Genomic DNA, 20,858 nt, shown 5'->3' on the forward strand with positions numbered 1-20,858 from the left:
GGTCAATCGACCTCGATGACCACCTTGCCGATCGCCTTGCGTTCGGCCACATACCGTAGCGCCGCCGGAGTCTCGGCCAGCGCGAACCGTGCGCCGATGTAGGGCCGGACCCGGCCGTCGGCGAACATCGCTGTCAGCTCGGCCATATCGCGCTCGGCTTCGGCCGGATGATCGCCGAGAAACGTCCTGATCTCCATGCCGCGCACCGTGATGCCCTTCAGCAGCACGAGATTGAGTGGTATCGCCGGAATCGTTCCCGCGGCATAGCCGAGCGTCATGAAGACCCCGCCGCGTCCCAGCGCACGCAGGGCCGGCTCCGAATACGGCCCACCAACGGGATCGAGGACAACGCGCGCATTGTCACCGGTGAGCTCGCGGATGCGGGACTTCAGGTCCTCGCGGTCGTAGTCGACCGTCGCCTCGGCGCCGCGCCGCCGGCACACTTGCAGCTTCTCCTCGGTCGACGCCGCGGCCAGTACCCGGGCCTTCATCGCGACCGCCAGATCGACAGCGGCCAGCCCCACCCCGCCGGCCGCGCCGAGCACCACCACCCAATCTCCTTCTGCCACTTGGGCAACCGATCGCAGGGCGTGATAGGCGGTGCGGTAGGTGACACCGAACGCCGCCGCGGCCGCATATTCCGCACCGTCAGAGATGGGCGACAGCGCCTCGGCGGGAAGCAGCGCCTGCTCGGCGAATGCACCGACGAACGCGGCGCCACTCACCCGGTCGCCCGGCGCAAACCCGACCCTGTCGCCAACGGCAACCACGTCGCCGGCCAGCTCACTGCCCGGCGTGAACGGAACCGGAATCCGGACCTGGTATTTGCCGTCGATCAGCAGCACGTCGGGAAAGTTCACCGCCGCGGCCCGCACCCGCACCACCACCTCGCCGGGACCCGGCACCGGGTCGGGAACCTCGTCGAGGACAAGATCTTCCGGTGGGCCGTATCGATGGCAGACAACGGCTCGCATCACGTCACGCCCAGTCCGCGTAAGCAGAACTGCACCAGATGATCGATGTCGTCGCGACCGGGTCGAGCGGACGAATCCAGGTAGCGGCGCAATGTTGTGGCGGTGCAATAGAACACCGCGTCGGCATCGCGCTTGACATCGGTACTGCCCAGCGCCGCAACCGGTTCGGTCAGCAGATCACGCATCGGCTGCATGATCTCCTCGTCGATGTTGGCGGTGGCTTGCCCGGCCGCCGCACGACTCATGCTCAGCAGATGCGGATCGGCGACCTGCGCCAGCACTCCTTCGATCCACCGCGCGATTTTGCCCTGCGGCGTCGGCTCTTTGGCCATCTGGTGCTGCAGATAGGACACCACGATGCCCACACCGCGTTCCATGACGGCCAAAATGAGATCGTCCTTGCCGGCAAAGTACCGGTAGAACGCCTTGTTCGACGATCCCGCCTCGGCGACGATGTCGCTGACCCGCGGCGGATCGGGGGCCGCCCGCTCCATCACCCGCACCGCGGCGGCCAGGATCCGCTCGACCTCCTCGGTGGCCTCGCGCTGGCGATCGTCGAGGGCGCGCTCGACGGCAGCCGTGACCCGGCTACTGGTCAACGAGGTCTCCGTATTTCGCACGGGCGGCCTCGCGGCGGACGTCGAGCATCTCGCTGGGCCATTCTGGATCCTCGGCGTCGTAGTTCTTCAGCAGCATCCGGGCCAGGTTGACCTTGTGCGCCTCGGTGGGCCCGTCGGCCAACCCGAGCGCCACCCCGCCGAGCAGCACGTTGGTCAACGGCAATTGGTCGGTCAGCCCTAGCGCGCCGTGGACTTGAATCGCGCGCAGACCGATCGACTTGAGCACTTGCGACGCCAGGATCTTGCAGGCGCCGATCTCCGTGCGGGCCGCATGCTCGCCCGCGGTGTCGCACAGCCACGCGGCATGAAGCACCGCCAGCCGAAACGGCATCAGCTCGGTGTACGAGTCGGCGATGAACGCCTGTACCAGCTGCTTGTCGGCCAGCGAGCTGCCTTGAGTGAAGCGGCTTTTCGCGCGGCGGCCCATCATGTCGATGGCGCGCTGGGCTACGCCGATCGAACGCATCGCGTGATGCAGCCGGCCCCCGGCGAGCCGGGTCTGCAGGATCAAAAAGCCCTGCCCGGGTTCGCCGAGCAACGCGTCGGACGGCACCCGCACGTTGTCGTAGCGCACCAGCGAGTGGCCGGGCTCATGCGGGAGAGCGCCGGTCAAGTGGTGGGTGGCTTCCACCGTCAGACCGGGAGTGCCGGCCGGGATCAGGAACGTCGACGCGCCCCGATGCACCGGCACTTCCGGATCGGTGATGGCGACGACGATGAAGAACGATGCGACAGAAGCGTTGGAGGAGAAGTACTTCCGCCCGGTGATCACCCAGTCGTCGCCGTCGCGCACTGCGCGGGTGGTGAACACGCGGGGGTCGGCGCCGCCTTGCGGCTCGGTCATCGAGAAGCAGGAGAAGATCTCCCCGGACAGCAGGCCCGCCAGATAACGATCCTTTTGGGCCTGGGTGCCGAAGCGGGCCAGGATTTCGGCATTGCCGGTGTCGGGGGCCTGGGTGCCGAACACGATTGGCGCCCAAGGGCTGCGGCCCAGGATCTCGTTGATCAACGTCAGCTTGACGGCGCCGAAGCCCTGCCCGCCGAGTTCTGGGCCGAGGTGTGGGGCCCACAAACCCTGGTCGCGGACCTGCTGTTTGAGCGGGTCGACGATGCGGCGACGCTCGTCGCTCAGCGGCAGGAACTCGCAGCCGGGGAAGAGCACCTCGAGCGGCTCGACCTCCTCGCGGACGAACTGCCGGATCCAGTCCAGCTTCTTTTCGAACTCCGGCTCGGTGGAAAAGTCCCACGCCATCTCGCCTCCTAAGGTCAGGGAATCCCGCCGTCGGCCCGCAGAATCGAGCCGGTGGTGAAGCTGGACGCGTCCGACGCCAAAAACAAAGCGGCCCCGACGATTTCGGACGGATCGCCGGCGCGCTGCAACGACAGGTGGCGGAACGGGTTCTCCGTCGCATGCTCCAGTCCCCACGCCTTGCTGACGTCGGTGAGAAACGGGCCGGCCATCAGCGTGTTGACCCGCACCGCCGGCCCGAACGCCTTGGCCAGCGCCTCGGTCATCGCGTTGAGCCCGGCCTTGGCGGCCGCGTAGGGGATGATGTCCGGCGTCGGACGTAGCGAACCCGCGGTGCTGACGTTGATGATCGATCCGCGCCCGGCGGCGAGCATGCGCTCACCGACCAACGCGGACAACCGAAACGGTCCTTTGAGGTTCAGGTTGACGACGGCGTCGAACAGCTTCTCGGTGACGTCGGTCAGCTTGTCGTAGAGCGGGGACATGCCGGCGTTGTTGATCAGCGTGTCGACCTTGCCGAACCGGTCGTAGGCGGCGTCGACTAGGCCGTCGAGCTGGTCCCACCGCCCGACGTGCACCTGATACGGCATGGCGGATCGCCCGGTTTCGGCCTCGATCTCCTTGGCGGTCGCCACGCAGTTGTCCATGTTGCGGCTGGCGATCACCACGTCGGCCCCACAGCGGGCAACCCCGAACGCGATTTCCCGGCCCAGGCCCCGGCTACCGCCGGTGATCAGGACGACCCGATCGGTCAGGTCGAAAAGCTGTTCTGCGTAACTCATTTCGACCGCGCCAATTCGGCCGCGGTGGCGATCAGCTGCAGGATCATCGGGCCGAACGCCTCGGTGATCTTCGGGTCGACCTTCCCGGTGCGCACACCGGCAGCGTAGGTCTTTTCCAGCACAATGCCGAGCTTCCAGTTGGCCAGCACGAGGTAGTAGTCGATGTTCTCGGTCGACAGCCCGCTGACCGTTTCATAGTGCTCCAGTAGCTCGCTGCGCGCCGGCATACCGGCCATGTCCAGATAAAACCCGTCAGTCCGCGGATGTTCGCCGTCATAACCGAGCAGGCACCACGCCAGATCCAGCAGCGGGTCGCCGACCGTGGTCATCTCCCAGTCGACAATCGCGGCCAGCCTGGCCGGCGCCCCGTGCGCGAACATCACGTTGGCGAACTGGTAGTCGCCGTGCATGATGCCCGGCGTGTAGTGCGCGGGACGGTTGCGGCGCAACCAGTCGGCGGCCTCCTCGAGACCGGGAAGGTCACGCACCCGATAGGCGTCCAGGAAGGCCAGCCAGCGGTCGACCTGCCGCTCGTGGAATCCGTCCGGGCGGCCGAAACCCTCCAGGCCCTGCGCGCGCCAGTCCACCCGGCCCAGCCGCGCAGCGCCGCCGACGAGTTCGAACGCCAACTCCCGCCGAGCCGCCAAGTCGCTGTCGAACGGCGCCGGCCAGCCGCCGTCCATCGGACTCCAGCCGTCGATCGCCCGCATGACGTAGAAAGGCATGCCGAGCAGATCGCCGGCATCGTCGGCGGCGATCAGCTCGGCATGTGGCACATCAGTCCCGGACAACGCCCGCACCAGCCGGATCTCGCGCAGCAGGCCGTCGATGCGGGCCGCGTCCGCCCGGGCGCCCGGCATCCGCAGCACCATGCGCTCGCCGCCGCGCTCGATCAGATACAGCGTGTTCTGCGAACCGCCCGACAGCGGTTTGAGTACCGGTTCCTCGCCGGCGCCCGGGGCACCGTTCTCGTCCAGCCAGCGACCCAGCACACCCGCGTCCACCGCACACCTCACTCTCTGTCCGGAGAATAACATTCTCCGCCTGTGTGCGAGCACACTTCGCCGCGAATGCGAGGCTGAGCGGATGCAACTGCTCCTGGTCCGGCATGCCCTGCCGCTTCGCAGCGAACCCGGCCAAGGCGCCGACCCCGACTTATCCGACGAGGGGTTCAAGCAGGTCGAACGGCTGCCTGAGGCGCTGGCCCGGTTCCCGATCACCCGGGTCGTCAGCAGCCCGCAACGCCGCGCCGTCCAGACCGCCGAACCGGTCGCCGCGGCGCGCGATCTGGCCGTCGACATCGACGAACGGTTCGCCGAATACGACCGCGATCTGCCCGTCTATATCCCCATCGAGCAGATCCGCGAGGAGAACCCTCAGGAGTGGGCCCGGATGGCCGAGGGCCGGTTACCCAGCTCGGTCGACGAGGCCGCTTTCCGCGCCCGGGTCAACGCCGCCGTCGACGACGTCGTCGCTGCCGCCGACCCCGACGACACCGTGGCGGTGTTCAGCCACGGCGGGGTGATCAACGTGGTGCTGCACGAGATCCTGGGAACCCGTCGGCTGTTGTCGTTCCCGATCGACTACGTGTCGGTGACCCGACTGTTGTTCTCCCGCTCCGGGCAGGCCAGCATTGCCGCGGTCAACTGCACCGAGCACGTGTGGGATCTGTTGCCCAGAAACCAGCGCGGCGACGATGCCGAGCGCGAAGCGCGATGAGGAGCCTCGCAATCCGGCTTAGTGCCGACCCGAGGCGTGCTTCTTGGCTGCCCGCCGCAACTGGTAGATCCGCGCGGTGCCGGCCAGCACGGTGATCAGCCCGCCGCACACCGCCGCCAGCAGAATGGCCACCCCCAGCGGCAAGCTCCAATGCCAGCCCAAAAACTGGAATTGCGCCGACGCCGTGTTCTGGGTGATGAAGATCAGCAACACGATCAGAATCAGGAAGCCGACGGTCAGCGCCGTCCACACCGCGCCGGCCCGGGTGAACATCACCGGCGAACCCGACGGCTGCTTCGCGGCGTCGTGCGCCGGTACTTCGGCTGGACGTGGCTGATCGGGCGATACAGGTGGATCGCTGCTCATAGTCCCATCTTTGCAGGAATCACCGCCGTGTGGCGCGGGTTGTGGCGATAGGGTCGGCAAGTATGGGCACGCTGCGACGCCACGCGGCGGTGTGGCTTGCGACGTGTCTTCTGATCGCAGGTTGCGGCAGTTCCAATCCTCTCGGCGGGATGTCGGGCAGCACGCAATCGATTGTGGTCGGGTCCGCCGACTTCCCCGAATCCAAGATCGTCGCCGAGATCTACGCACAGGCGTTGCAGGCCAACGGCTTTGACGTCGGACGCCGCCTGGGGATCGGCAGCCGAGAAACGTATATCCCTGCGCTCAAAGACCATTCGATCGATTTGGTACCGGAGTACATCGGCAACCTTCTGCTGTATTTCCAGCCCGACGCGATGGTGACCATCCTCGACGCCGTCGAATTGGAGCTCTACAAACGGCTGCCCGGCGACTTGTCGATCCTGACACCGTCGCCCGCGTCGGACACCGACACGGTCACCGTCACGGCCGCCACGGCCGCGCTGTGGAACCTCAAGACCATCGCCGATCTGGCCCCGCACTCGGCCGAGGTGAGGTTCGCGGCGCCGTCGGCGTTCCAGAGCCGGCCGTCGGGACTGCTTGGGCTGCGGCAGAAGTACGGACTGGACGTCGGTCCCGGCAACTTCGTCGCGATCAGCGACGGCGGCGGCGCGGTAACGGTACGCGCGCTGCTGGACGGAACGGTCAACGCGGCCAACATCTTCAGCACTTCGCCGGCGATCCCGCAAAATCACCTGGTGGTGCTCGACGATCCTGAGCACAACTTCCTGGCGGGCAACATCGTGCCGCTGGTCAACTCGCAGAAAAAGTCGGACCGGCTCAAAGATGTGCTGGACGCGGTGTCGGCCAAGCTCAGCACCGCCGGCCTGGCGCAACTCAACATGGCGGTCGCGGGCAACTCCGGTGTCGATCCCGACGAGGCCGCACGGAACTGGGTGCGGGACAACGGCTTCGACCATCCGATCCGGCAATGATTCGCTTCGACAAGGTCAGCAAGGTCTATCCCGACGGCACCGTCGCCGTCGACCAACTGTCGCTGGACGTACCGCAGGGCGCGCTGACGGTCTTCGTCGGCCCGTCGGGCTGCGGCAAAACCACCTCCATGCGCATGATCAACCGGATGATCGAGCCGACGTCGGGCACCGTCACCGTCGACGGCGCCGACGTCTCCAGCGTCGATCCGGTGAAGCTGCGCCTCGGAATCGGCTACGTCATCCAGGGCGCCGGCCTGATGCCGCATCAACGGGTGATCGACAACGTCGCGACGGTGCCGGTGCTCAAGGGGCAGTCGCGCCGTGCCGCACGCAAGGCCGCCTACGAGGTGCTGGAGCGGGTCGGGCTCGATCCGAGGCTGGCCACCCGCTATCCCGCCCAACTTTCCGGCGGTGAGCAGCAGCGCGTCGGCGTGGCGCGGGCGCTGGCGGCCGACCCGCCGATTCTGTTGATGGACGAGCCGTTTTCCGCCGTCGACCCGATAGTCCGCCGCGAACTGCAACGCGAAATCGTGCGCCTGCAAAGCGAATTGCGCAAGACCATCGTGTTCGTCACACACGACATCGACGAGGCGGTCCGGCTGGCCGATTTCATCGCGGTGTTCGGCCCGGGCGGTTCGCTGCAGCAATACGACGAACCCGCGCGGTTGCTGTCGCGACCGGCCAACGATTTTGTCTCGAGCTTCATCGGTCTCGGCCGCGGCTACCGCTGGTTGCAGTGCCTGGACGCCGACGGGCTTCCGTTGCACGACATTCCACAGATCTCGGAGTCCCAGATCGGTGCAGCCCAACTGCGCGACGGCTGGTCACTGGTGGTTCACCAGGACGGCACGCCGCTGGGATGGATCGACGCGGCAGGCCTGCGGCAGTACCGCAACGGCGCGTCGTTGTCGGACAGCGTGACCGCCGTCGGTTCGCAGTTGCGCCCGGACGGGAACCTCAGCCAGGCACTGGATGCCGCGCTGGCTTCGCCGTCGATGCTGGGTGTGGCAGTGGACAAGGCGGGCAAGGTCATCGGGGGAGTGTTGGCCACCGATGTGCTGGACGCGCTGGAATCCCGGCGGCAGGACTAGCCGTGCACTACCTGCTCACTCACCTGCCGGCCGCGTGGACGCTGACCGTGATCCATCTGCGGCTGTCGCTGGTACCGGTGCTGCTCGGGCTGGCGATCGCACTGCCGCTGGGTGTGGCCGTGCAGCGGCGAACTACGCTGCGCCGGCTGACCACGGTGACCGCGAGCATCGTGTTCACCATTCCTTCGCTGGCCCTGTTTGTGGTCTTGCCGCTGGTGATCCCCACCCGCATCCTCGACGAGGCGAATGTCGTTGTCGCGCTGACGCTCTACACGACGGCGCTGCTGGTGCGGGCCGTGCTCGAGGCGCTGGACGCGGTGCCACAGCAGGTGCGCGACGCTGCCACCGCCGTCGGCTACCGGCCGATCACCCGGATGCTGAAAGTCGAACTGCCGCTGGCTATTCCGGTGTTGGTGGCGGGACTGCGGGTCGTCGTAGTGACGAATATCTCGATGGTCTCGGTCGGCGCCGTGATCGGCATCGGCGGTCTGGGTACCTGGTTCACCGAGGGATATCAGGCCGACAAGAGTGACCAGGTGATGGCCGGCATCATCGCGATCTTCGGGCTGGCGATCGTGATCGACGTGCTGATCGTGCTGGCCGGCCGGCTCGCCACACCGTGGCAGCGGGTGACGCGCGTGCGCCGCCCGGCCCGGCCGCTGAGAGCTCCGATCGTGGGCGGCGCGCGATGAACTTTCTTGCGCGCGCACTGTCCTTCCTGTTCACCGCCGCCAACTGGATCGGGCCGACGGGCCTGGCGGCCCGCACGCTGGAGCACCTGGAATACACGGCGCTGGCCGTCGCGGCTTCGGCGTTGATCGCCATCCCGATCGGGCTGGTCATCGGGCACACCGGTCGCGGCGCGCTGATTGTGGTCACCGCGATCAACGGGCTGCGTGCGCTGCCCACACTGGGTGTGCTGTTGTTGGCCGTGCTGGTCTGGGGTTTGGGCCTGGGCCCGCCGATCGTCGCGCTGATGCTGCTGGGCATCCCGCCGCTGCTGGCCGGCACCTACGCCGGGGTGTCCAATGTCGATGCGAAGGTCGTCGACGCCGCCCGCTCGATGGGCATGACCGAGCTGCGGGTGTTGCTGCGTGTCGAGGTGCCCAATGCGCTGCCGCTGATCATCGGAGGGCTGCGCACCGCGACCCTGCAGGTGGTGGCCACCGCGACGGTGGCGGCGTATGCCAGCCTCGGTGGGCTGGGCCGTTACCTGATCGACGGCATCAAGGTGCGCCAGTTCCACATCGCGCTGGTCGGCGCACTGATGGTGGCTGCGCTGGCATTGATCCTTGACGCCGCACTGGCGTTCGCGGTGTGGGTATCGGCGCCGGGCACCGGCCGGCTGCAGCGGCTCTTGCCGACCCGACGGCCAGGCTGTGCGACACCCGACCCGGTCGCCTACGGTATAGCGCGTGAGCCCAGCCCCTCCTGATGCGACGTCGAGCGCCTGGCCGGCGATGCTGACGTGGCGTGCGCCCGACTGCTACCGCATGGAATCGGTGCGGGTGCAGTTGTCCGGCAACCGAATCAAGGCCAACGGCCGCATCGTCGCCGCGGCCACCGACACCCAGCCGGCGTTCGGCGCCTACTACGACCTGCAGACCGATGAGACCGGCGCCACGAAGCGACTCGGGCTGACGGTGACGCTGGCCGAGCGGGAACGCCAGCTCTCCATCGCCCGCGACGAGGAGAACATGTGGCTGGTCACCGACCACCGCGGAGAGTCACGGGCCGCGTTCGACGGCGCTCTGGACGTCGACGTGGTGTTCAGCCCGTTCTTCAATACGTTGCCGATCCGCCGTCACGGCCTGCACGAGCGGTCCGACTCGATCATCGCGCCCGTGATCTACGTGGGACTGCCCGACATGTCCATCACGTCAGCCGTCGTCACCTACAGCAACGCCAGTTCGGCCACCATCGGGGAGGTCAAGGTGAAATCGCCGGTGTCCGACACCACTTTGGTGGTCGACGCCGACGGGTTCATCGTGGAGTATCCAGGCTTGGCAGAGCGGATCTGATCACCCCACCGGCCCGCCCGGCTGCGGCCAGTTCCTCGCGCCAATTCTCCGCGCCGACAAAGACAGTGACGATCTCCGGCCGCGAAAAGCTGTCGTAGCGAGTGCGTGCTGCGTGCCCGGCTTCGACCAACTCGGCCACAGAGTTGTTGTGCGCCAGCGACTCTCGGGCATTGGTGAGCAATTCGATGAACCGGTCCACCATCGGCAGAACCTGGCCGGCGTTGGCTTCGCACATGGCGCGCACCAGATCCGGTGCGGTGACTGCCACCCGGGTGCCGTCGCGAAACGACCCAGCGGCCAGCGCGAAGGCCAGCGGAACCTCGGCGGCGGTGACGGCCAGCGACTCGGCGAGCAGATGCGGCAGATGAGAAATCGCGGCCGCGGCGGCGTCGTGCTCGTCGGAGCGCGCCGGCACCACAACCGAGCCGCAGTCGAGCGCCAACGTCATCACCAAGGTCCACACCGCGGGGTCGACGTGGTCGTCGACACTGACCACCCACGGGGCCCCGCTGAACAAGCGGACATGGCCCGCGGCCCAACCCGAGTGCGCGGTTCCGGTCATCGGGTGGCCACCGACGAAGCGATCACGTAGCCCGGCGGCCGTGACCTCGTCGAGCACTGCGCTCTTGACGCTGGTGACGTCGGTGAGGGGACAGTGCGGCGCCAATTCGGCGATGTGGGCGAGCAGCGACGGCAAAGCCGGCATCGGCACGGCGAGCACGATCAACGCGCCCGCGTCGGCGGCGCGGGTCAGGGCCTCGCTGAGATCCGTAGTGGCGTCGAAGCCGTCGAAGCGGGCAGCCTGGACACCCTCGACGGAGCGGTTGTAGCCGAAGACCTCGTAGTCTGCCGCGGCCGCGGCCCGCATGATCGAGCCACCGATCAGTCCGAGCCCAAGTACGCACACCGGTGTCTTTGCCACACCCCAAGGTTGGCACATTTCGCGGCAAGTTCGCTGGTCAAGCTGCACCGTCAGGGACTAGCGTTGCGCGCATGGCACCACAGCGGGCCTCTGCGCAGGCGGACACGCCGGACGGCTTCGGCGTGGCCGTCGTGCGCGAAGACGGCAAGTGGCGCTGCGCTCCGATGCGTCGCAAGGCGCTGACCAGCCTGGCCGACGCCGAGACCGAACTGCGCGAGTTGCGCAGCGCCGGGGCGGTTTTCGGGCTGCTCGACGTCGACGACGAGTTCTTCGTCATTCTGCGGCCGGGCCCGTCGGGCACCCGGATGCTGCTCTCAGACGCCACAGCGGCCCTCGACTACGACATTGCCGCCGAGGTGCTGGAGAACCTGGACGCGGACATCGATCCGGAGGACCTGGAGGACGCCGAGCCATTCGAGGAGGGCGATCTGGGACTGCTGTCCGACATCGGGCTGCCCGAGGCGGTGCTGGGCGTGATCCTCGACGAGACCGACCTGTACGCCGACGAGCAGCTGGGCCGCATCGCGCGCGAGATGGGCTTCGCCGAGGAGTTGTCGGCGGTGCTCGATCGCCTCGGTCGGTGATCGCAAGCGCGGCGGAGCCGGGCGCGGCGGGTCGCCGCCATGAAGCCCGGTCGGTGATTTCCGACGAAGACCTGATCCGCGCCGCGCTGGACGTTGCGACGACAGCGGGCCCGCGCGATGTCCCCGTAGGCGCGGTGGTCGTCGGCCCCGACGGCACCGAGCTGGCCTGGGCGGTGAACGCCCGGGAGGCCCTCGGCGATCCGACTGCGCATGCGGAAATCCTGGCGATGCGGGCCGCCGCCGGCGTGCTCGGCGACGGCTGGCGGCTGGAGGGTGCGACGCTGGCGGTCACCGTCGAGCCGTGCACGATGTGCGCCGGTGCGCTGGTGATGGCGCGGGTGGGACGGCTGGTGTTCGGGGCGTGGGAGCCCAAGACCGGCGCGGTCGGCTCGCTGTGGGACGTGGTGCGTGACCGGCGCCTCAACCACCGGCCCGAGGTGCGGGGCGGCGTGCTGGCCGACGAGTGCGCGGCGCTGCTGGAGGACTTCTTCGCCCGCCAGCGATTGGGGTGAGCGGCCCGGCGTTCGGTAAGCTGTCCGGCGGTGGCGTGTCCGAGCGGCCTAAGGAGCACGCCTCGAAAGCGTGTGACGGGTAACCCCCGTCCGAGGGTTCAAATCCCTCCGCCACCGCCAAATTTTTCCAGCCAGTTCCGGTTAACCACCGGAACGGCTAGTTCGGCATAAGTCCGGTGTGGTGTGTTGTGGCGCAACCTATTTCAGCTATCGATGGCAGGAATCTACCCCTCGGGCCGCCTTCTCGCGACGGCATTCACGGCGACTCGTCGCCAGCCACCGCGTCAACGAAGGTTCGTTTACCCTTTGCTACGGCGAGTAGGGTCAAAGCATCGGGGTCAGCGGGGGGCCAGCGGCGGCTAACCGCTTGGAGGAAACTGTGGACATCGTGCTCGGAGTGTCGATGGCACCCACCACTGTCCGCATGGTGCTGGTCGAAGGCGAAAACGCGGACGGCGCCACCGTCGAAGAGGACACGTTCGCGATCCCCGCGGGCGCCAACACCGCGCCGCCCACCAGCGCCGCCGACCAGGTGATCGCGGCGATCCTGGGCACCCGCGAAAGCGCGGCGGACGGCGGCCACCGGCTGGCTTCGACCGGCGTGACCTGGACCGACCCCATCGAAGCAAGCGCACTGCGAGATGTGCTGGCCGCCCGCAAGGTGGAAAACGTCATGCTGGTGTCGGCGTTCCTGGCCGCGGCCGCGCTGGCCCAAACGGTCGGCTCCGCGATGGGCTACACGCACACCGGGTTGCTGTTCATCGAACCGGACAGCGCGACCCTGGCCGTCGTCGACTCCGCCGACGGTTCGATCACCGATGTGCACCGGGCAGTCCTGCCCGACGACGACACCCAGGCCGTCGCCCGGATCACCGCGATGACCGCGGGTGCCGACGGCTTGCCGTCGCGGCCGGAGGGCCTGTTCGTGGTGGGCTCGGGCGTCGACGTCGGGATGATCAAGTCGGAGCTGGATGCGGCGACGACGCTCGCGGTCAGCGCCGCCGAGGAGCCGGAGACCGCGCTGGCCCGCGGTGCGGCGCTGGCGTCGGCGCACGCACCGCTCTTCGAATCCTCGACCGCCGCGGTGGCCTACGCGCAAGACCCCGGCACCGGCCTGGCACCCGATGCCCAGCCGAACGACCACGGCCAGCCCCTCGCGTACAGCGCCGACCCGGTCGACGAAGCCGACGAACTCGACTTCCACACCAATGCCGACCACCCGGAACGCAAGCCGTTTCTGGTGGCGCTGGGAGTGCTGACGATCTTCGTCGTCGGTGTTGCGGCACTGGCGATTGCGCTTGCCCTCGACATTCGGCCGCACGTCAACCAGCGGCCCAATCTGGGCCAAAGTGTCGTCGCCCCAACCAAACAGGCGCCGCCACCCCAGCCGGCGCCCCCTCCCCAAGCGCCCGCGCCTGCGCCGGCGGCTCCCGCACCTGCTCCCGCGGCTCCGGCGCCCGCACCCGCGCCCGCGGCCCCGCCACCCCCGCCGGCGCTGCCGCCGCCGCCGGCGTTACCGGCCCCTCAACTACCCCCGCCGCCGCTGCCGGGGCCGGGCATTCCGGGCCCGAACCTTCCGGGTCCAAAGGTTCCTGGCCCCGGACTTCCGGGCCTGCCCCACGGCGGTGGCCCGCACGTTCCCGGACTGCCCGGTATCCCGGGCATACCCGGCCTGTAAACCGCTGGGCCAGTTGCTATTTGACCGATCTGGATGATGCGTTAGCCAGTCACGGTTTAATAGTTCAATGGAGCTGATAACGCCCACCGATTCGATATTTCTGCTGGGTGAATCTCGTGAGCACCCCATGCATGTCGGTGGCCTGCAACTGTTCGAGCCGCCCGAGGGCGCCGGACCCGAATTCGCCCGCGAGACCTACGAAGCTCTGGTCGCCAACACGGAATTCCAGCCCACCTTCCGTAAACGCCCGGCACGGATGTTCGGCGGAATCGCCAACATCGGCTGGGCCTACGACGACGAGAACGACATCGACATCGACTACCACGTGCGGCGCTCGGCCCTACCGCCGCCTGGACGGGTCCGCGATCTGCTCGAACTGAGCTCCCTGCTGCACGGCAGCCTGCTCGACCGCCACCGCCCGTTGTGGGAAGGCCATTTCGTGGAGGGGCTGAGCGACGGGCGATTCGCCCTGTACACCAAGTTCCACCATGCGCTGATCGACGGCGTCTCGGCGCTCAAGCTGATGCAGCGCTCGCTGTCCACCGACCCCAATGACACAGAGCTGCGGGCGATCTGGAATCTGCCGCGCCGGCATCGCCAATCGCCGAGCCGATCCCGGTGGCAGACGATCACCCAATTGGCGGGATCAGTTGCCGCCCTTGGTCCTTCGACGTGGACGCTGGCTCGCGCCGCGCTGCTCGAGCAGCAGCTGACGCTGCCGTTCGCCGCACCCCGCACCATGCTCAACGTCCGTATCGGCGGCGCGCGCCGCGTTGCGGCGCAGTCGTATTCGCTGGACCGGGTGAAAAGCATCAAACAGGCCGCCGGTGTGACCGTCAACGACGTCGTGCTCGCGATGTGCGCGGGCGCGCTGCGCTACTACCTGGCGGATCAGAATGCGTTGCCGGACACGCCATTGGTGGCAATGGTGCCGATCAGTCTGCGCAAAGAAGACGAGGCCGACAGCGGCGGCAACATGGTCGGCACCATCCTGTGCAACCTGGGCACGCACGTCGACGATCCGGCCCACCGGCTGCAGATCATCAGCGAGTCGATGCGCAAGAACAAGAAAGTTTTCTCCGAACTGCCGCGGCTACAGGCCTTGGCGCTGTCGGCCGTCATGATGGCGCCGTTGGCCCTGGCCGCGGTCCCGGGTTTCGTCTCGTCGGCACCGCCGCCGTTCAACATCGTGATCTCCAACGTGCCAGGGCCGACGCAGCCGATGTACTGGCGGGGCGCCCGGCTCGACGGCAACTATCCGCTGTCGATCGCCCTGGACGGGCAGGCGCTGAACATCACCGTGGTCAACAACGCCGGCAACCTCGACTTCGGTCTGGTCGGGTGCCGGCGCAGCGTGCCGCACCTGCAGCGTCTGCTCGGGCATCTGGAGAACTCGCTCAAGGATTTGGAACGCGCGGTCGGGGTTTGACCGCGTGCCGAAGCTCAGTGCGGGACTGCTGTTGTACCGCGTGCGCGACGGGGTTGTCGAGGTGCTGATCGGGCATCCGGGCGGGCCGTTCTGGGCCCGCAAGGACGAGGGCGCGTGGTCGATCCCGAAAGGGGAGTACAGCGACGGCGAAGATCCCTGGGTGGTCGCCCAACGCGAATTCGAAGAAGAACTCGGCCTGCCGGTGCCGGCCGGGCCGCGCATCGACTTCGAGCCACTCAAACAGCCCAGCGGCAAGGTGATCACCGCGTTCGCGGTGCAAGCCGATCTCGACGTCACCGACGCACACAGCAATACCTTCGAACTGGAATGGCCCAAAGGCTCCGGAACCCTCAAGGAATTCCCCGAGATCGATCGGGTCGGCTGGTTCCCGGTGGCGCAGGCCAGAGCCAAGCTGCTCAAGGGCCAACGTCCGTTCCTGGACCGGCTGATGTCGGCCCTGGCCGACTGAACTAGCGGTATCTTCAAGGCCATGCAAACATTGCGAACACCCGACGAGCGGTTCGCGGACATTCCTGAATTCCCTTACACGCCAAGGTATTACGATATCTCCGACGACGACGGCGGTACGCTGCGGATGGCCTGGGTGCAAGACGGGCCCGACGACGCCGACCCGGTACTCATGCTGCATGGCGAGCCGTCGTGGTCGTTCCTGTACCGCAAAATGATCCCGGTGCTGACCGAGGCCGGGCGTCGAGTCGTCTGCCCGGACCTGGTCGGATTCGGTCGCTCCGACAAGCCCACGCGACGCGAAGACCACACCTACGCGCGTCACGTCGAGTGGGTGCGCAGCCTGGTTTTCGACGTGCTGGATCTGCAGCGGGTGACCCTGGTCGGCCAGGACTGGGGCGGGCTGATCGGGCTGCGGCTGGCCGCCGAACATCCGGACCGGTTCAGCCGGATCGTCGTCGCCAACACCGGCCTGCCGACCGGCGATATCCCGATGCCGGACATCTGGTGGCAGTTCCGCGAAGCCATCCAGGGCCTGCCGTCGCTGGACATCGGCCGGTTCGTGCAGTCCGGGTGTCGCCGACCGATGAGCGAGGCGGTGCGGGCGGCGTACGACGCGCCGTTTCCCGACGACTCGTATTGCGCCGCACCGCGAGCCATGCCCGGCCTGGTGCCCACCTCACCCGACGACCCGGCCGCCCCCGCCAACCGGTCGGCGTGGGCCACGCTGTGCGAAAGCCCGACGCCAATGCTGGTCGCATTTAGCGACGGCGACCCGATCACCGGCGCGATGGCGCCCATCTTCCAACGCCAGATGCGCGGCGCTCAGGGCATCGACCACCCGGTGGTGCACAACGCCGGGCACTTCCTGCAGGAAGACGCCGGCGAAGAGCTGGCCGGCTACATCGTCGATTTCCTACGCAGCTGACCCACTACACCTCGCCGAATGGCCAGTTATTGCACGCTTTTCGCAAATTCGCGTGTCATAAGTGGCCGCTCGACGCTCGCGGTTAGTTGCGTTCCCACGGCGGGGTTTCGTCCATCTTCTTGTAGTACTTGGCCAGATGGCTCTTGACCCGATCGATGTCGCTCTTAGGCAGGTCGATGCCGCCGCGTGCGCCGTCCATGATCGCGCCGGCGATCATCACCCCGCGCGGTACCACCTTGAGCTTGCCGCCGATCACGTCGGCGATCAGTAGCTTGTACGCGGTGAAGTTGTCTTTGTTGTCGCTGTCGTACCAGACGTGTGCGTCGCGGTATTTCTGATTCGGTTTGTCCTGCGCGTCGGCCCATTTACGGACGCGCTTCTCGGCGGCGCCGCCGTCCCATTTGCGGTCACGGTCGGCCAACGGCAGGTCTTTGAACGCTGTCACTGACATGTATGTCGCGTGCCCGATGACGGTGCAGGATAAACACTGTGGCGCTCTCAACGCCGTTGACCCAGATGTTCGGCATCGACTATCCGATCGTGTCCGCGCCGATGGATACGGTCGCCGGCGGTGAGCTGGCCGGTGCAGTCAGCGGCGCGGGAGGGCTCGGCCTGATCGGCGGCGGCTACGGGGACAAGGATTGGTTGGCCCGCCAGTTCGACCTGGCCACCGGGTCGCGAGTCGGCTGCGGATTCATCACCTGGTCGCTGGCGCAGCAGCCGCAGCTGCTCGATCTCGCCTTGGACCGCGAGCCGGTCGCGGTCATGCTGTCGTTCGGTGATCCGGCTCCCTTTGCCGACAGGATCAAGTCGGCCGGCACACGGCTGATCTGCCAAATCCAAAACCGTGCGCACGCCGAGCGAGCCCTGCAGGTCGGCGCCGACGTGCTGGTGGCCCAGGGCAGCGAAGCCGGCGGACACGGCTACGGGCCGCGCTCCACGCTGACCCTGGTACCCGAAATCGTCGACCTGGTCGCAAGCCGCGGAACTGACACCCCGGTACTCGCCGCGGGAGGCATCGCCGACGGCCGCGGCCTGGCCGCGGCGTTGATGCTGGGCGCGGCCGGGGTATTGGTCGGCACGCGTTTTTATGCCACCGTCGAAGCGCTCTCGACACCGCAAGCTCGAGACCGTGTTGTCGCGGCGACCGGCGACGACACCTGCCGCACCACGATCTACGACCAATTGCGGCGCTACCCCTGGCCGGACGGGCACACGATGAGCGTGCTCCGCAACAGCTTGACCGACCGATTCGAGGACGGCGAAGTCGATACGCCCCGCATCGAGGAGTATCAGCGAGCCGTCGCCGCGCACGACTACACGATCGCCAACGTCACCGTTGGTCAGGCCGTCGGCATGGTCAACGCCGCCGTATCGGCCGCGAACGTGGTTACCGGCATGGCCCGGCAGGCCGCCGCTGCGCTGGCACGGGGTTCAGCCGCGACCTAGGCCCGGCACGATGTCGCCCAGGCTGAAGGTGAGCGGCCGCTCGAGTTGAGCGTAAGTGCACGAGCGTGGCTCGCGGTCGGGCCGCCAACGCTTGAATTGCGCTGTGTGGCGGAATCTTTCGCCTTCCATGTAGTCGTACCGCACCTCGACCACCCGCTCGGGCCTCAGCGGTACGAAGGAGAGGTCCTTGCCGGCGTTCCAGCGGGAGTACTCGTTCTTGCGTGGGGTGCGCTGGCCTGCTTCGTGGGCGGCCCAGTTCCACGGGTGGCCGTCGAATGTGGTGACGAGCGGCTGCAATTCGGTGAACAAGCGCCGCCGTTCGGCCATCGGGAAGGCGCCGATGACGCCGACGGAAGCGAGGGTGCCGTCGTCCTTGTAGAGGCCCAGCAGCAGCGAGCCGATTGCGTCGCCGCCGGACTTGTGTACGCGATAGCCGGCCACCACGCAGTCGGCGGTGCGTTCGTGTTTGACCTTGAACATCACCCGTTTGTCTGGTTGATAGGTGAGGCTCAGCGGCTTGGCAATGAGCCCGTCGAGACCGGCGCCCTCGAATTCGTCGAACCAGCGTTGGGCCGTCGCCAGATCGGTGGTCGCCGGTGTCAGGTGAATGGAGGGACCGGAGTCGGCTAACGCGTCGACGAGTGCGGCGCGACGCTCCTCGAACGGCCGCCCGGTGTAGTCGTCGTCGCCGAGAGCCAGCAAGTCGAACGCGATGAACGAAGCCGGCGTCTTCTCGGCGAGCATCCGCACCCGCGAATCGGCCGGGTGGATGCGCTGTTGCAGCGCCTCGAAATCCAAGCCGTGGTCGGTGGCGATGATGATCTCCCCGTCGATCACACACTGCTCGGGCAGCTCGGCTTTGATCGCTGCGACGAGTTCGGGGAAGTAGCGGGTCATCGGCCGCTCGTTGCGGCTGCCGAGTTCGACGTCGTCGCGGTCGCGGAAGCATATCGACCTGAACCCGTCCCACTTGGGCTCGTAGGACGCGTCGGGCGGGATCGACGCGACCGGTTTGGCCAGCATCGGCGAAACCGGCGGCATGACAGGCAGGTCCATGGACTCATTGTGCTGGAATCAGGTATGGCTGCGGCAGCAGAGGAACTCGACGTCGACGGGGTCACGGTCCGGCTGACCAACCCGGACAAGGTGTACTACCCAAAGCTCGGCTCGGCTGGTACCAAACGCAAGCTCGTCGAGTACTACCTGGCGGTGGCGCGCGGACCGATGCTGTCCGCGTTGCGCGACCGGCCAACCCATTTACAGCGGTTTCCCGACGGCATCGACGGCGAGGAGATCTACCAGAAGCGGATTCCGCAGCATCATCCCGATTATCTGCAGACCTGCCGCGTCACCTTCCCGTCGGGACGGACCGCCGACGCGCTGAAGGTGACCCATCCGTCGTCGATCGTGTGGGCCGCTCAGATGGGCACGATCACGCTGCATCCATGGCAGGTGCGCTGCCCGGACACCGAACACCCCGACGAGCTGCGTGTCGACCTGGATCCGCAGCCGGGCACCGGTTTCCGGGAGGCCAGCGCCATCGCGATCGATGTGCTCAAGCCGGTGCTCGACGAGCTCGGCCTGGTCGGCTACCCGAAAACCTCCGGCGGACGTGGCGTGCATGTGTTCCTGCGGATCGCGACGGAATGGGACTTCATCGCCGTACGCCGGGCGGGGATCGCGCTGGCGCGTGAGGTGGAGCGGCGCGCACCCGACGCGGTCACGACGTCGTGGTGGAAAGAGGAACGCGGCAGGCGGGTATTCATCGACTTCAACCAGAACGCGCGCGACCGCACCTTCGCCTCGGCCTACTCGGCGCGCAAGACACCGATCGCGACGGTGTCCACGCCGCTGACATGGGCGGAGCTCGCCGACGCCGATCCCGACGACTACACGATTGCGACAGTGCCGAATTTCGTTGCGGGACGCGATGATCCGTGGGCGGACATCGATTCGGCCAAGCAGTCGATCACCCCGCTGCTGGATATGGTCGCCGCCGACGAGGAGCGCGGCCTCGGCGATATGCCCTACCCGCCGAACTACCCGAAGATGCCGGGCGAGCCGAAAAGGGTTCAGGCGTCACGAAATGCCGATCTAAGCAGGAGAAACAACCGGGACTGAGCATTGCGCTTACAGAGCATAACGCTTACTCGCCTGATAACCTAGGCAAATGGCTGAGTCTCTCGAAACGCTGCGAGGCAGCTTCAATCGCTCGCTGCGCGTGGAAGGCAAGGCCGACCGCACGTTGGTCCTCTACGGGCAATCGCTGACCTACTTCAGTGCGTGGCTTGCCGCTCGAGGACAGCCCGCGGACCTATCCAGCCTGACTCGTGGCAACGTGCTGCGCTGGCTTGACGCGCTGCGCGAGCGGAGCCTGAGCGCCGGAACGATCCGCACCCGCTGGCGCGGCCTGCGCCGCTTCACCAACTGGCTGCTGACCGAAGGCATCATCGACCAAGACCCGCTGGCCGGGATCGAGGTGGACAGGCCCGAGCCGCCGCCGGTTCCCGTGTTCACCGACGATGAGTTGGCCGCGCTGGTGGGCGCGTGCAAGGGCAAGAGCTTCAAAGACCGACGCGACGAGGCGGTTATCCGGCTGCTGCTCGACTGTGGTCTCCGGGTGTCAGAGGTCACCGGTATCAACCTCGATCATCTCGACCTGGACGCCGAAACTGTGCAGGTCATCGGGAAGGGCTCACGAATCCGGTCGGCGTACTTCGGCGACAGGACGGCCCTCGCGCTCGATAGGTACCTTCGGGAGCGGCGCAACCATCGTCACGCGAGCAGCCCCGCGCTATTCCTGGGCGAGCGCGGCCGATTCACCCCCGATGGGGTGCGGGAAAGGCTGAAGGTCCGCGCCGAGATGGCCGGCCTGGATCCGGCCAAGGTTCACCCGCACCGCTTCCGCCACACCAACGCTCACGACTTCCTCCTCGCGGGCGGTCAGGAGCGCGACCTGAAGCGGCTTATGGGCTGGCGCTCGGACACCATGCTGGAGCGTTACGGCGCGAGCGCTGCAGACCAGCGGGCGCGCGAGGCAGCTCGGCGGCTGAAACGAGGGGACCGGGTGTGAG

General features: G+C 67.4%; 24 protein-coding genes and 1 tRNA gene. 16 read left to right on the forward strand and 9 right to left on the reverse strand.

Features of this window, described 5'->3' with window-relative positions; all coding sequences use genetic code 11:
- Nucleotides 1–2: 2 nt before the first annotated feature.
- The 5 genes from MFM001_RS03190 to MFM001_RS03210 are packed head-to-tail and all read right to left on the reverse strand — an operon-like array spanning nucleotide 3 to nucleotide 4,662.
- Entirely contained in the window at nucleotides 3–974 is a 972-nt protein-coding gene (locus MFM001_RS03190; protein WP_116373630.1) for an NADPH:quinone oxidoreductase family protein, read from the reverse strand.
- Nucleotides 974–1,594, reverse strand: coding sequence for a TetR/AcrR family transcriptional regulator (locus tag MFM001_RS03195; protein WP_116373403.1), 621 nt, complete (start codon nucleotides 1,592–1,594; stop codon nucleotides 974–976). Before MFM001_RS03195 ends, MFM001_RS03190 begins: the two co-directional genes overlap by 1 nt.
- Nucleotides 1,563–2,846 (reverse strand): acyl-CoA dehydrogenase family protein, encoded by a 1,284-nt coding sequence (locus tag MFM001_RS03200; RefSeq protein WP_116373404.1) that lies wholly within the window; start codon nucleotides 2,844–2,846, stop codon nucleotides 1,563–1,565. The genes MFM001_RS03195 and MFM001_RS03200 overlap by 32 nt, the downstream gene beginning before the upstream one ends.
- A gap of 14 nt (nucleotides 2,847–2,860) precedes the next feature.
- Nucleotides 2,861–3,625 (reverse strand): SDR family NAD(P)-dependent oxidoreductase, encoded by a 765-nt coding sequence (locus MFM001_RS03205; RefSeq protein WP_116373406.1) that lies wholly within the window; start codon nucleotides 3,623–3,625, stop codon nucleotides 2,861–2,863.
- Nucleotides 3,622–4,662 (reverse strand): phosphotransferase family protein, encoded by a 1,041-nt coding sequence (locus MFM001_RS03210; protein WP_116373408.1) that lies wholly within the window; start codon nucleotides 4,660–4,662, stop codon nucleotides 3,622–3,624. The genes MFM001_RS03205 and MFM001_RS03210 overlap by 4 nt, the downstream gene beginning before the upstream one ends.
- A gap of 49 nt (nucleotides 4,663–4,711) precedes the next feature.
- Here MFM001_RS03210 and MFM001_RS03215 point away from each other — a divergent pair, with 49 nt between their 5' ends.
- Nucleotides 4,712–5,344 carry a histidine phosphatase family protein gene (locus MFM001_RS03215; protein ID WP_116373410.1) on the forward strand — a complete coding sequence of 211 codons (633 nt, stop codon included), beginning with the start codon at nucleotides 4,712–4,714 and terminating at the stop codon, nucleotides 5,342–5,344.
- A gap of 18 nt (nucleotides 5,345–5,362) precedes the next feature.
- On the opposite strand, the gene MFM001_RS03220 is transcribed toward MFM001_RS03215, so the two are convergent.
- Nucleotides 5,363–5,710 carry a lipopolysaccharide assembly LapA domain-containing protein gene (locus MFM001_RS03220; protein WP_116373412.1) on the reverse strand — a complete coding sequence of 116 codons (348 nt, stop codon included), beginning with the start codon at nucleotides 5,708–5,710 and terminating at the stop codon, nucleotides 5,363–5,365.
- Between the two features lie 62 nt (nucleotides 5,711–5,772).
- Here MFM001_RS03220 and MFM001_RS03225 point away from each other — a divergent pair, with 62 nt between their 5' ends.
- From MFM001_RS03225 to MFM001_RS03245, 5 genes are read left to right on the forward strand one after another with little or no spacing between them, the layout of a single operon-like run.
- Nucleotides 5,773–6,702 carry an ABC transporter substrate-binding protein gene (locus MFM001_RS03225; protein ID WP_116373414.1) on the forward strand — a complete coding sequence of 310 codons (930 nt, stop codon included), beginning with the start codon at nucleotides 5,773–5,775 and terminating at the stop codon, nucleotides 6,700–6,702.
- A complete protein-coding gene (locus tag MFM001_RS03230) occupies nucleotides 6,699–7,793 on the forward strand; it encodes an ABC transporter ATP-binding protein (protein ID WP_116373416.1) in 1,095 nt (364 codons plus the stop codon). The genes MFM001_RS03225 and MFM001_RS03230 overlap by 4 nt, the downstream gene beginning before the upstream one ends.
- Nucleotides 7,794–7,795: 2 nt before the next feature.
- Entirely contained in the window at nucleotides 7,796–8,485 is a 690-nt protein-coding gene (locus MFM001_RS03235; RefSeq protein WP_116373418.1) for an ABC transporter permease, read from the forward strand.
- The gene (locus tag MFM001_RS03240) at nucleotides 8,482–9,228 is read left to right on the forward strand and encodes an ABC transporter permease (RefSeq protein ID WP_116373420.1); all 747 of its coding nucleotides are present in this window, start codon (nucleotides 8,482–8,484) and stop codon (nucleotides 9,226–9,228) included. The genes MFM001_RS03235 and MFM001_RS03240 overlap by 4 nt, the downstream gene beginning before the upstream one ends.
- Nucleotides 9,229–9,253: 25 nt before the next feature.
- Nucleotides 9,254–9,814 carry a putative glycolipid-binding domain-containing protein gene (locus tag MFM001_RS03245; protein ID WP_116373422.1) on the forward strand — a complete coding sequence of 187 codons (561 nt, stop codon included), beginning with the start codon at nucleotides 9,254–9,256 and terminating at the stop codon, nucleotides 9,812–9,814.
- Here MFM001_RS03245 and MFM001_RS03250 read toward each other — a convergent pair.
- Entirely contained in the window at nucleotides 9,777–10,721 is a 945-nt protein-coding gene (locus MFM001_RS03250; protein ID WP_192886843.1) for a prephenate dehydrogenase, read from the reverse strand. The genes MFM001_RS03245 and MFM001_RS03250 overlap by 38 nt on opposite strands.
- Before the next feature lie 86 nt (nucleotides 10,722–10,807).
- On the opposite strand from MFM001_RS03250, the gene MFM001_RS03255 reads away from it, so the two are divergent.
- The 7 genes from MFM001_RS03255 (at nucleotide 10,808) to MFM001_RS03285 (ending at nucleotide 16,335) form a co-directional block, all read left to right on the forward strand.
- Complete coding sequence (locus tag MFM001_RS03255) at nucleotides 10,808–11,320, forward strand: tRNA adenosine deaminase-associated protein (RefSeq protein ID WP_116373426.1); 513 nt, start codon at nucleotides 10,808–10,810, stop codon at nucleotides 11,318–11,320.
- A gap of 53 nt (nucleotides 11,321–11,373) precedes the next feature.
- Nucleotides 11,374–11,832 carry a nucleoside deaminase gene (locus tag MFM001_RS03260; RefSeq protein WP_116373632.1) on the forward strand — a complete coding sequence of 153 codons (459 nt, stop codon included), beginning with the start codon at nucleotides 11,374–11,376 and terminating at the stop codon, nucleotides 11,830–11,832.
- A gap of 29 nt (nucleotides 11,833–11,861) precedes the next feature.
- Nucleotides 11,862–11,952 (forward strand) — tRNA-Ser (locus tag MFM001_RS03265).
- 259 nt (nucleotides 11,953–12,211) lie between these two features.
- Nucleotides 12,212–13,510: a hypothetical protein gene (locus MFM001_RS24440; protein WP_160117988.1), complete on the forward strand. Its 1,299-nt coding sequence runs from the start codon at nucleotides 12,212–12,214 to the stop codon at nucleotides 13,508–13,510.
- Nucleotides 13,511–13,577: 67 nt separating this feature from the next.
- On the forward strand, nucleotides 13,578–14,939 hold the full coding sequence (locus MFM001_RS03275; RefSeq protein WP_116373428.1) for a wax ester/triacylglycerol synthase family O-acyltransferase: 1,362 nt from the start codon (nucleotides 13,578–13,580) through the stop codon (nucleotides 14,937–14,939).
- A gap of 4 nt (nucleotides 14,940–14,943) precedes the next feature.
- On the forward strand, nucleotides 14,944–15,408 hold the full coding sequence (locus MFM001_RS03280; RefSeq protein ID WP_116373430.1) for an NUDIX domain-containing protein: 465 nt from the start codon (nucleotides 14,944–14,946) through the stop codon (nucleotides 15,406–15,408).
- A 21-nt stretch (nucleotides 15,409–15,429) separates the two neighbouring features.
- On the forward strand, nucleotides 15,430–16,335 hold the full coding sequence (locus MFM001_RS03285; RefSeq protein WP_116373432.1) for a haloalkane dehalogenase: 906 nt from the start codon (nucleotides 15,430–15,432) through the stop codon (nucleotides 16,333–16,335).
- A gap of 82 nt (nucleotides 16,336–16,417) precedes the next feature.
- On the opposite strand, the gene MFM001_RS03290 is transcribed toward MFM001_RS03285, so the two are convergent.
- A complete protein-coding gene (locus MFM001_RS03290; protein ID WP_116373434.1) occupies nucleotides 16,418–16,786 on the reverse strand; it encodes a hypothetical protein in 369 nt (122 codons plus the stop codon).
- Between the two features lie 38 nt (nucleotides 16,787–16,824).
- On the opposite strand from MFM001_RS03290, the gene MFM001_RS03295 reads away from it, so the two are divergent.
- Nucleotides 16,825–17,784 (forward strand): nitronate monooxygenase family protein, encoded by a 960-nt coding sequence (locus MFM001_RS03295; protein ID WP_116373435.1) that lies wholly within the window; start codon nucleotides 16,825–16,827, stop codon nucleotides 17,782–17,784.
- Here the strand turns inward: MFM001_RS03295 and MFM001_RS03300 are convergent.
- Nucleotides 17,770–18,840 carry an ATP-dependent DNA ligase gene (locus tag MFM001_RS03300; protein WP_116373437.1) on the reverse strand — a complete coding sequence of 357 codons (1,071 nt, stop codon included), beginning with the start codon at nucleotides 18,838–18,840 and terminating at the stop codon, nucleotides 17,770–17,772. The two genes, MFM001_RS03295 and MFM001_RS03300, sit on opposite strands and share 15 nt — an antisense overlap.
- A gap of 24 nt (nucleotides 18,841–18,864) precedes the next feature.
- Between MFM001_RS03300 and ligD the strand changes: the two genes are divergently transcribed.
- Together ligD and MFM001_RS03310 are read left to right on the forward strand one after the other, a co-directional pair.
- Nucleotides 18,865–19,905, forward strand: coding sequence for a non-homologous end-joining DNA ligase (gene ligD, locus MFM001_RS03305; protein ID WP_116373439.1), 1,041 nt, complete (start codon nucleotides 18,865–18,867; stop codon nucleotides 19,903–19,905).
- Nucleotides 19,906–19,954: 49 nt separating this feature from the next.
- Nucleotides 19,955–20,857 (forward strand): tyrosine-type recombinase/integrase, encoded by a 903-nt coding sequence (locus MFM001_RS03310; RefSeq protein WP_116373441.1) that lies wholly within the window; start codon nucleotides 19,955–19,957, stop codon nucleotides 20,855–20,857.
- Nucleotide 20,858: the final 1 nt, after the last annotated feature.

Source organism: Mycobacterium sp. MFM001 (assembly GCF_003402475.1).
Classification (GTDB): Bacteria; Actinomycetota; Actinomycetes; order Mycobacteriales; family Mycobacteriaceae; genus Mycobacterium.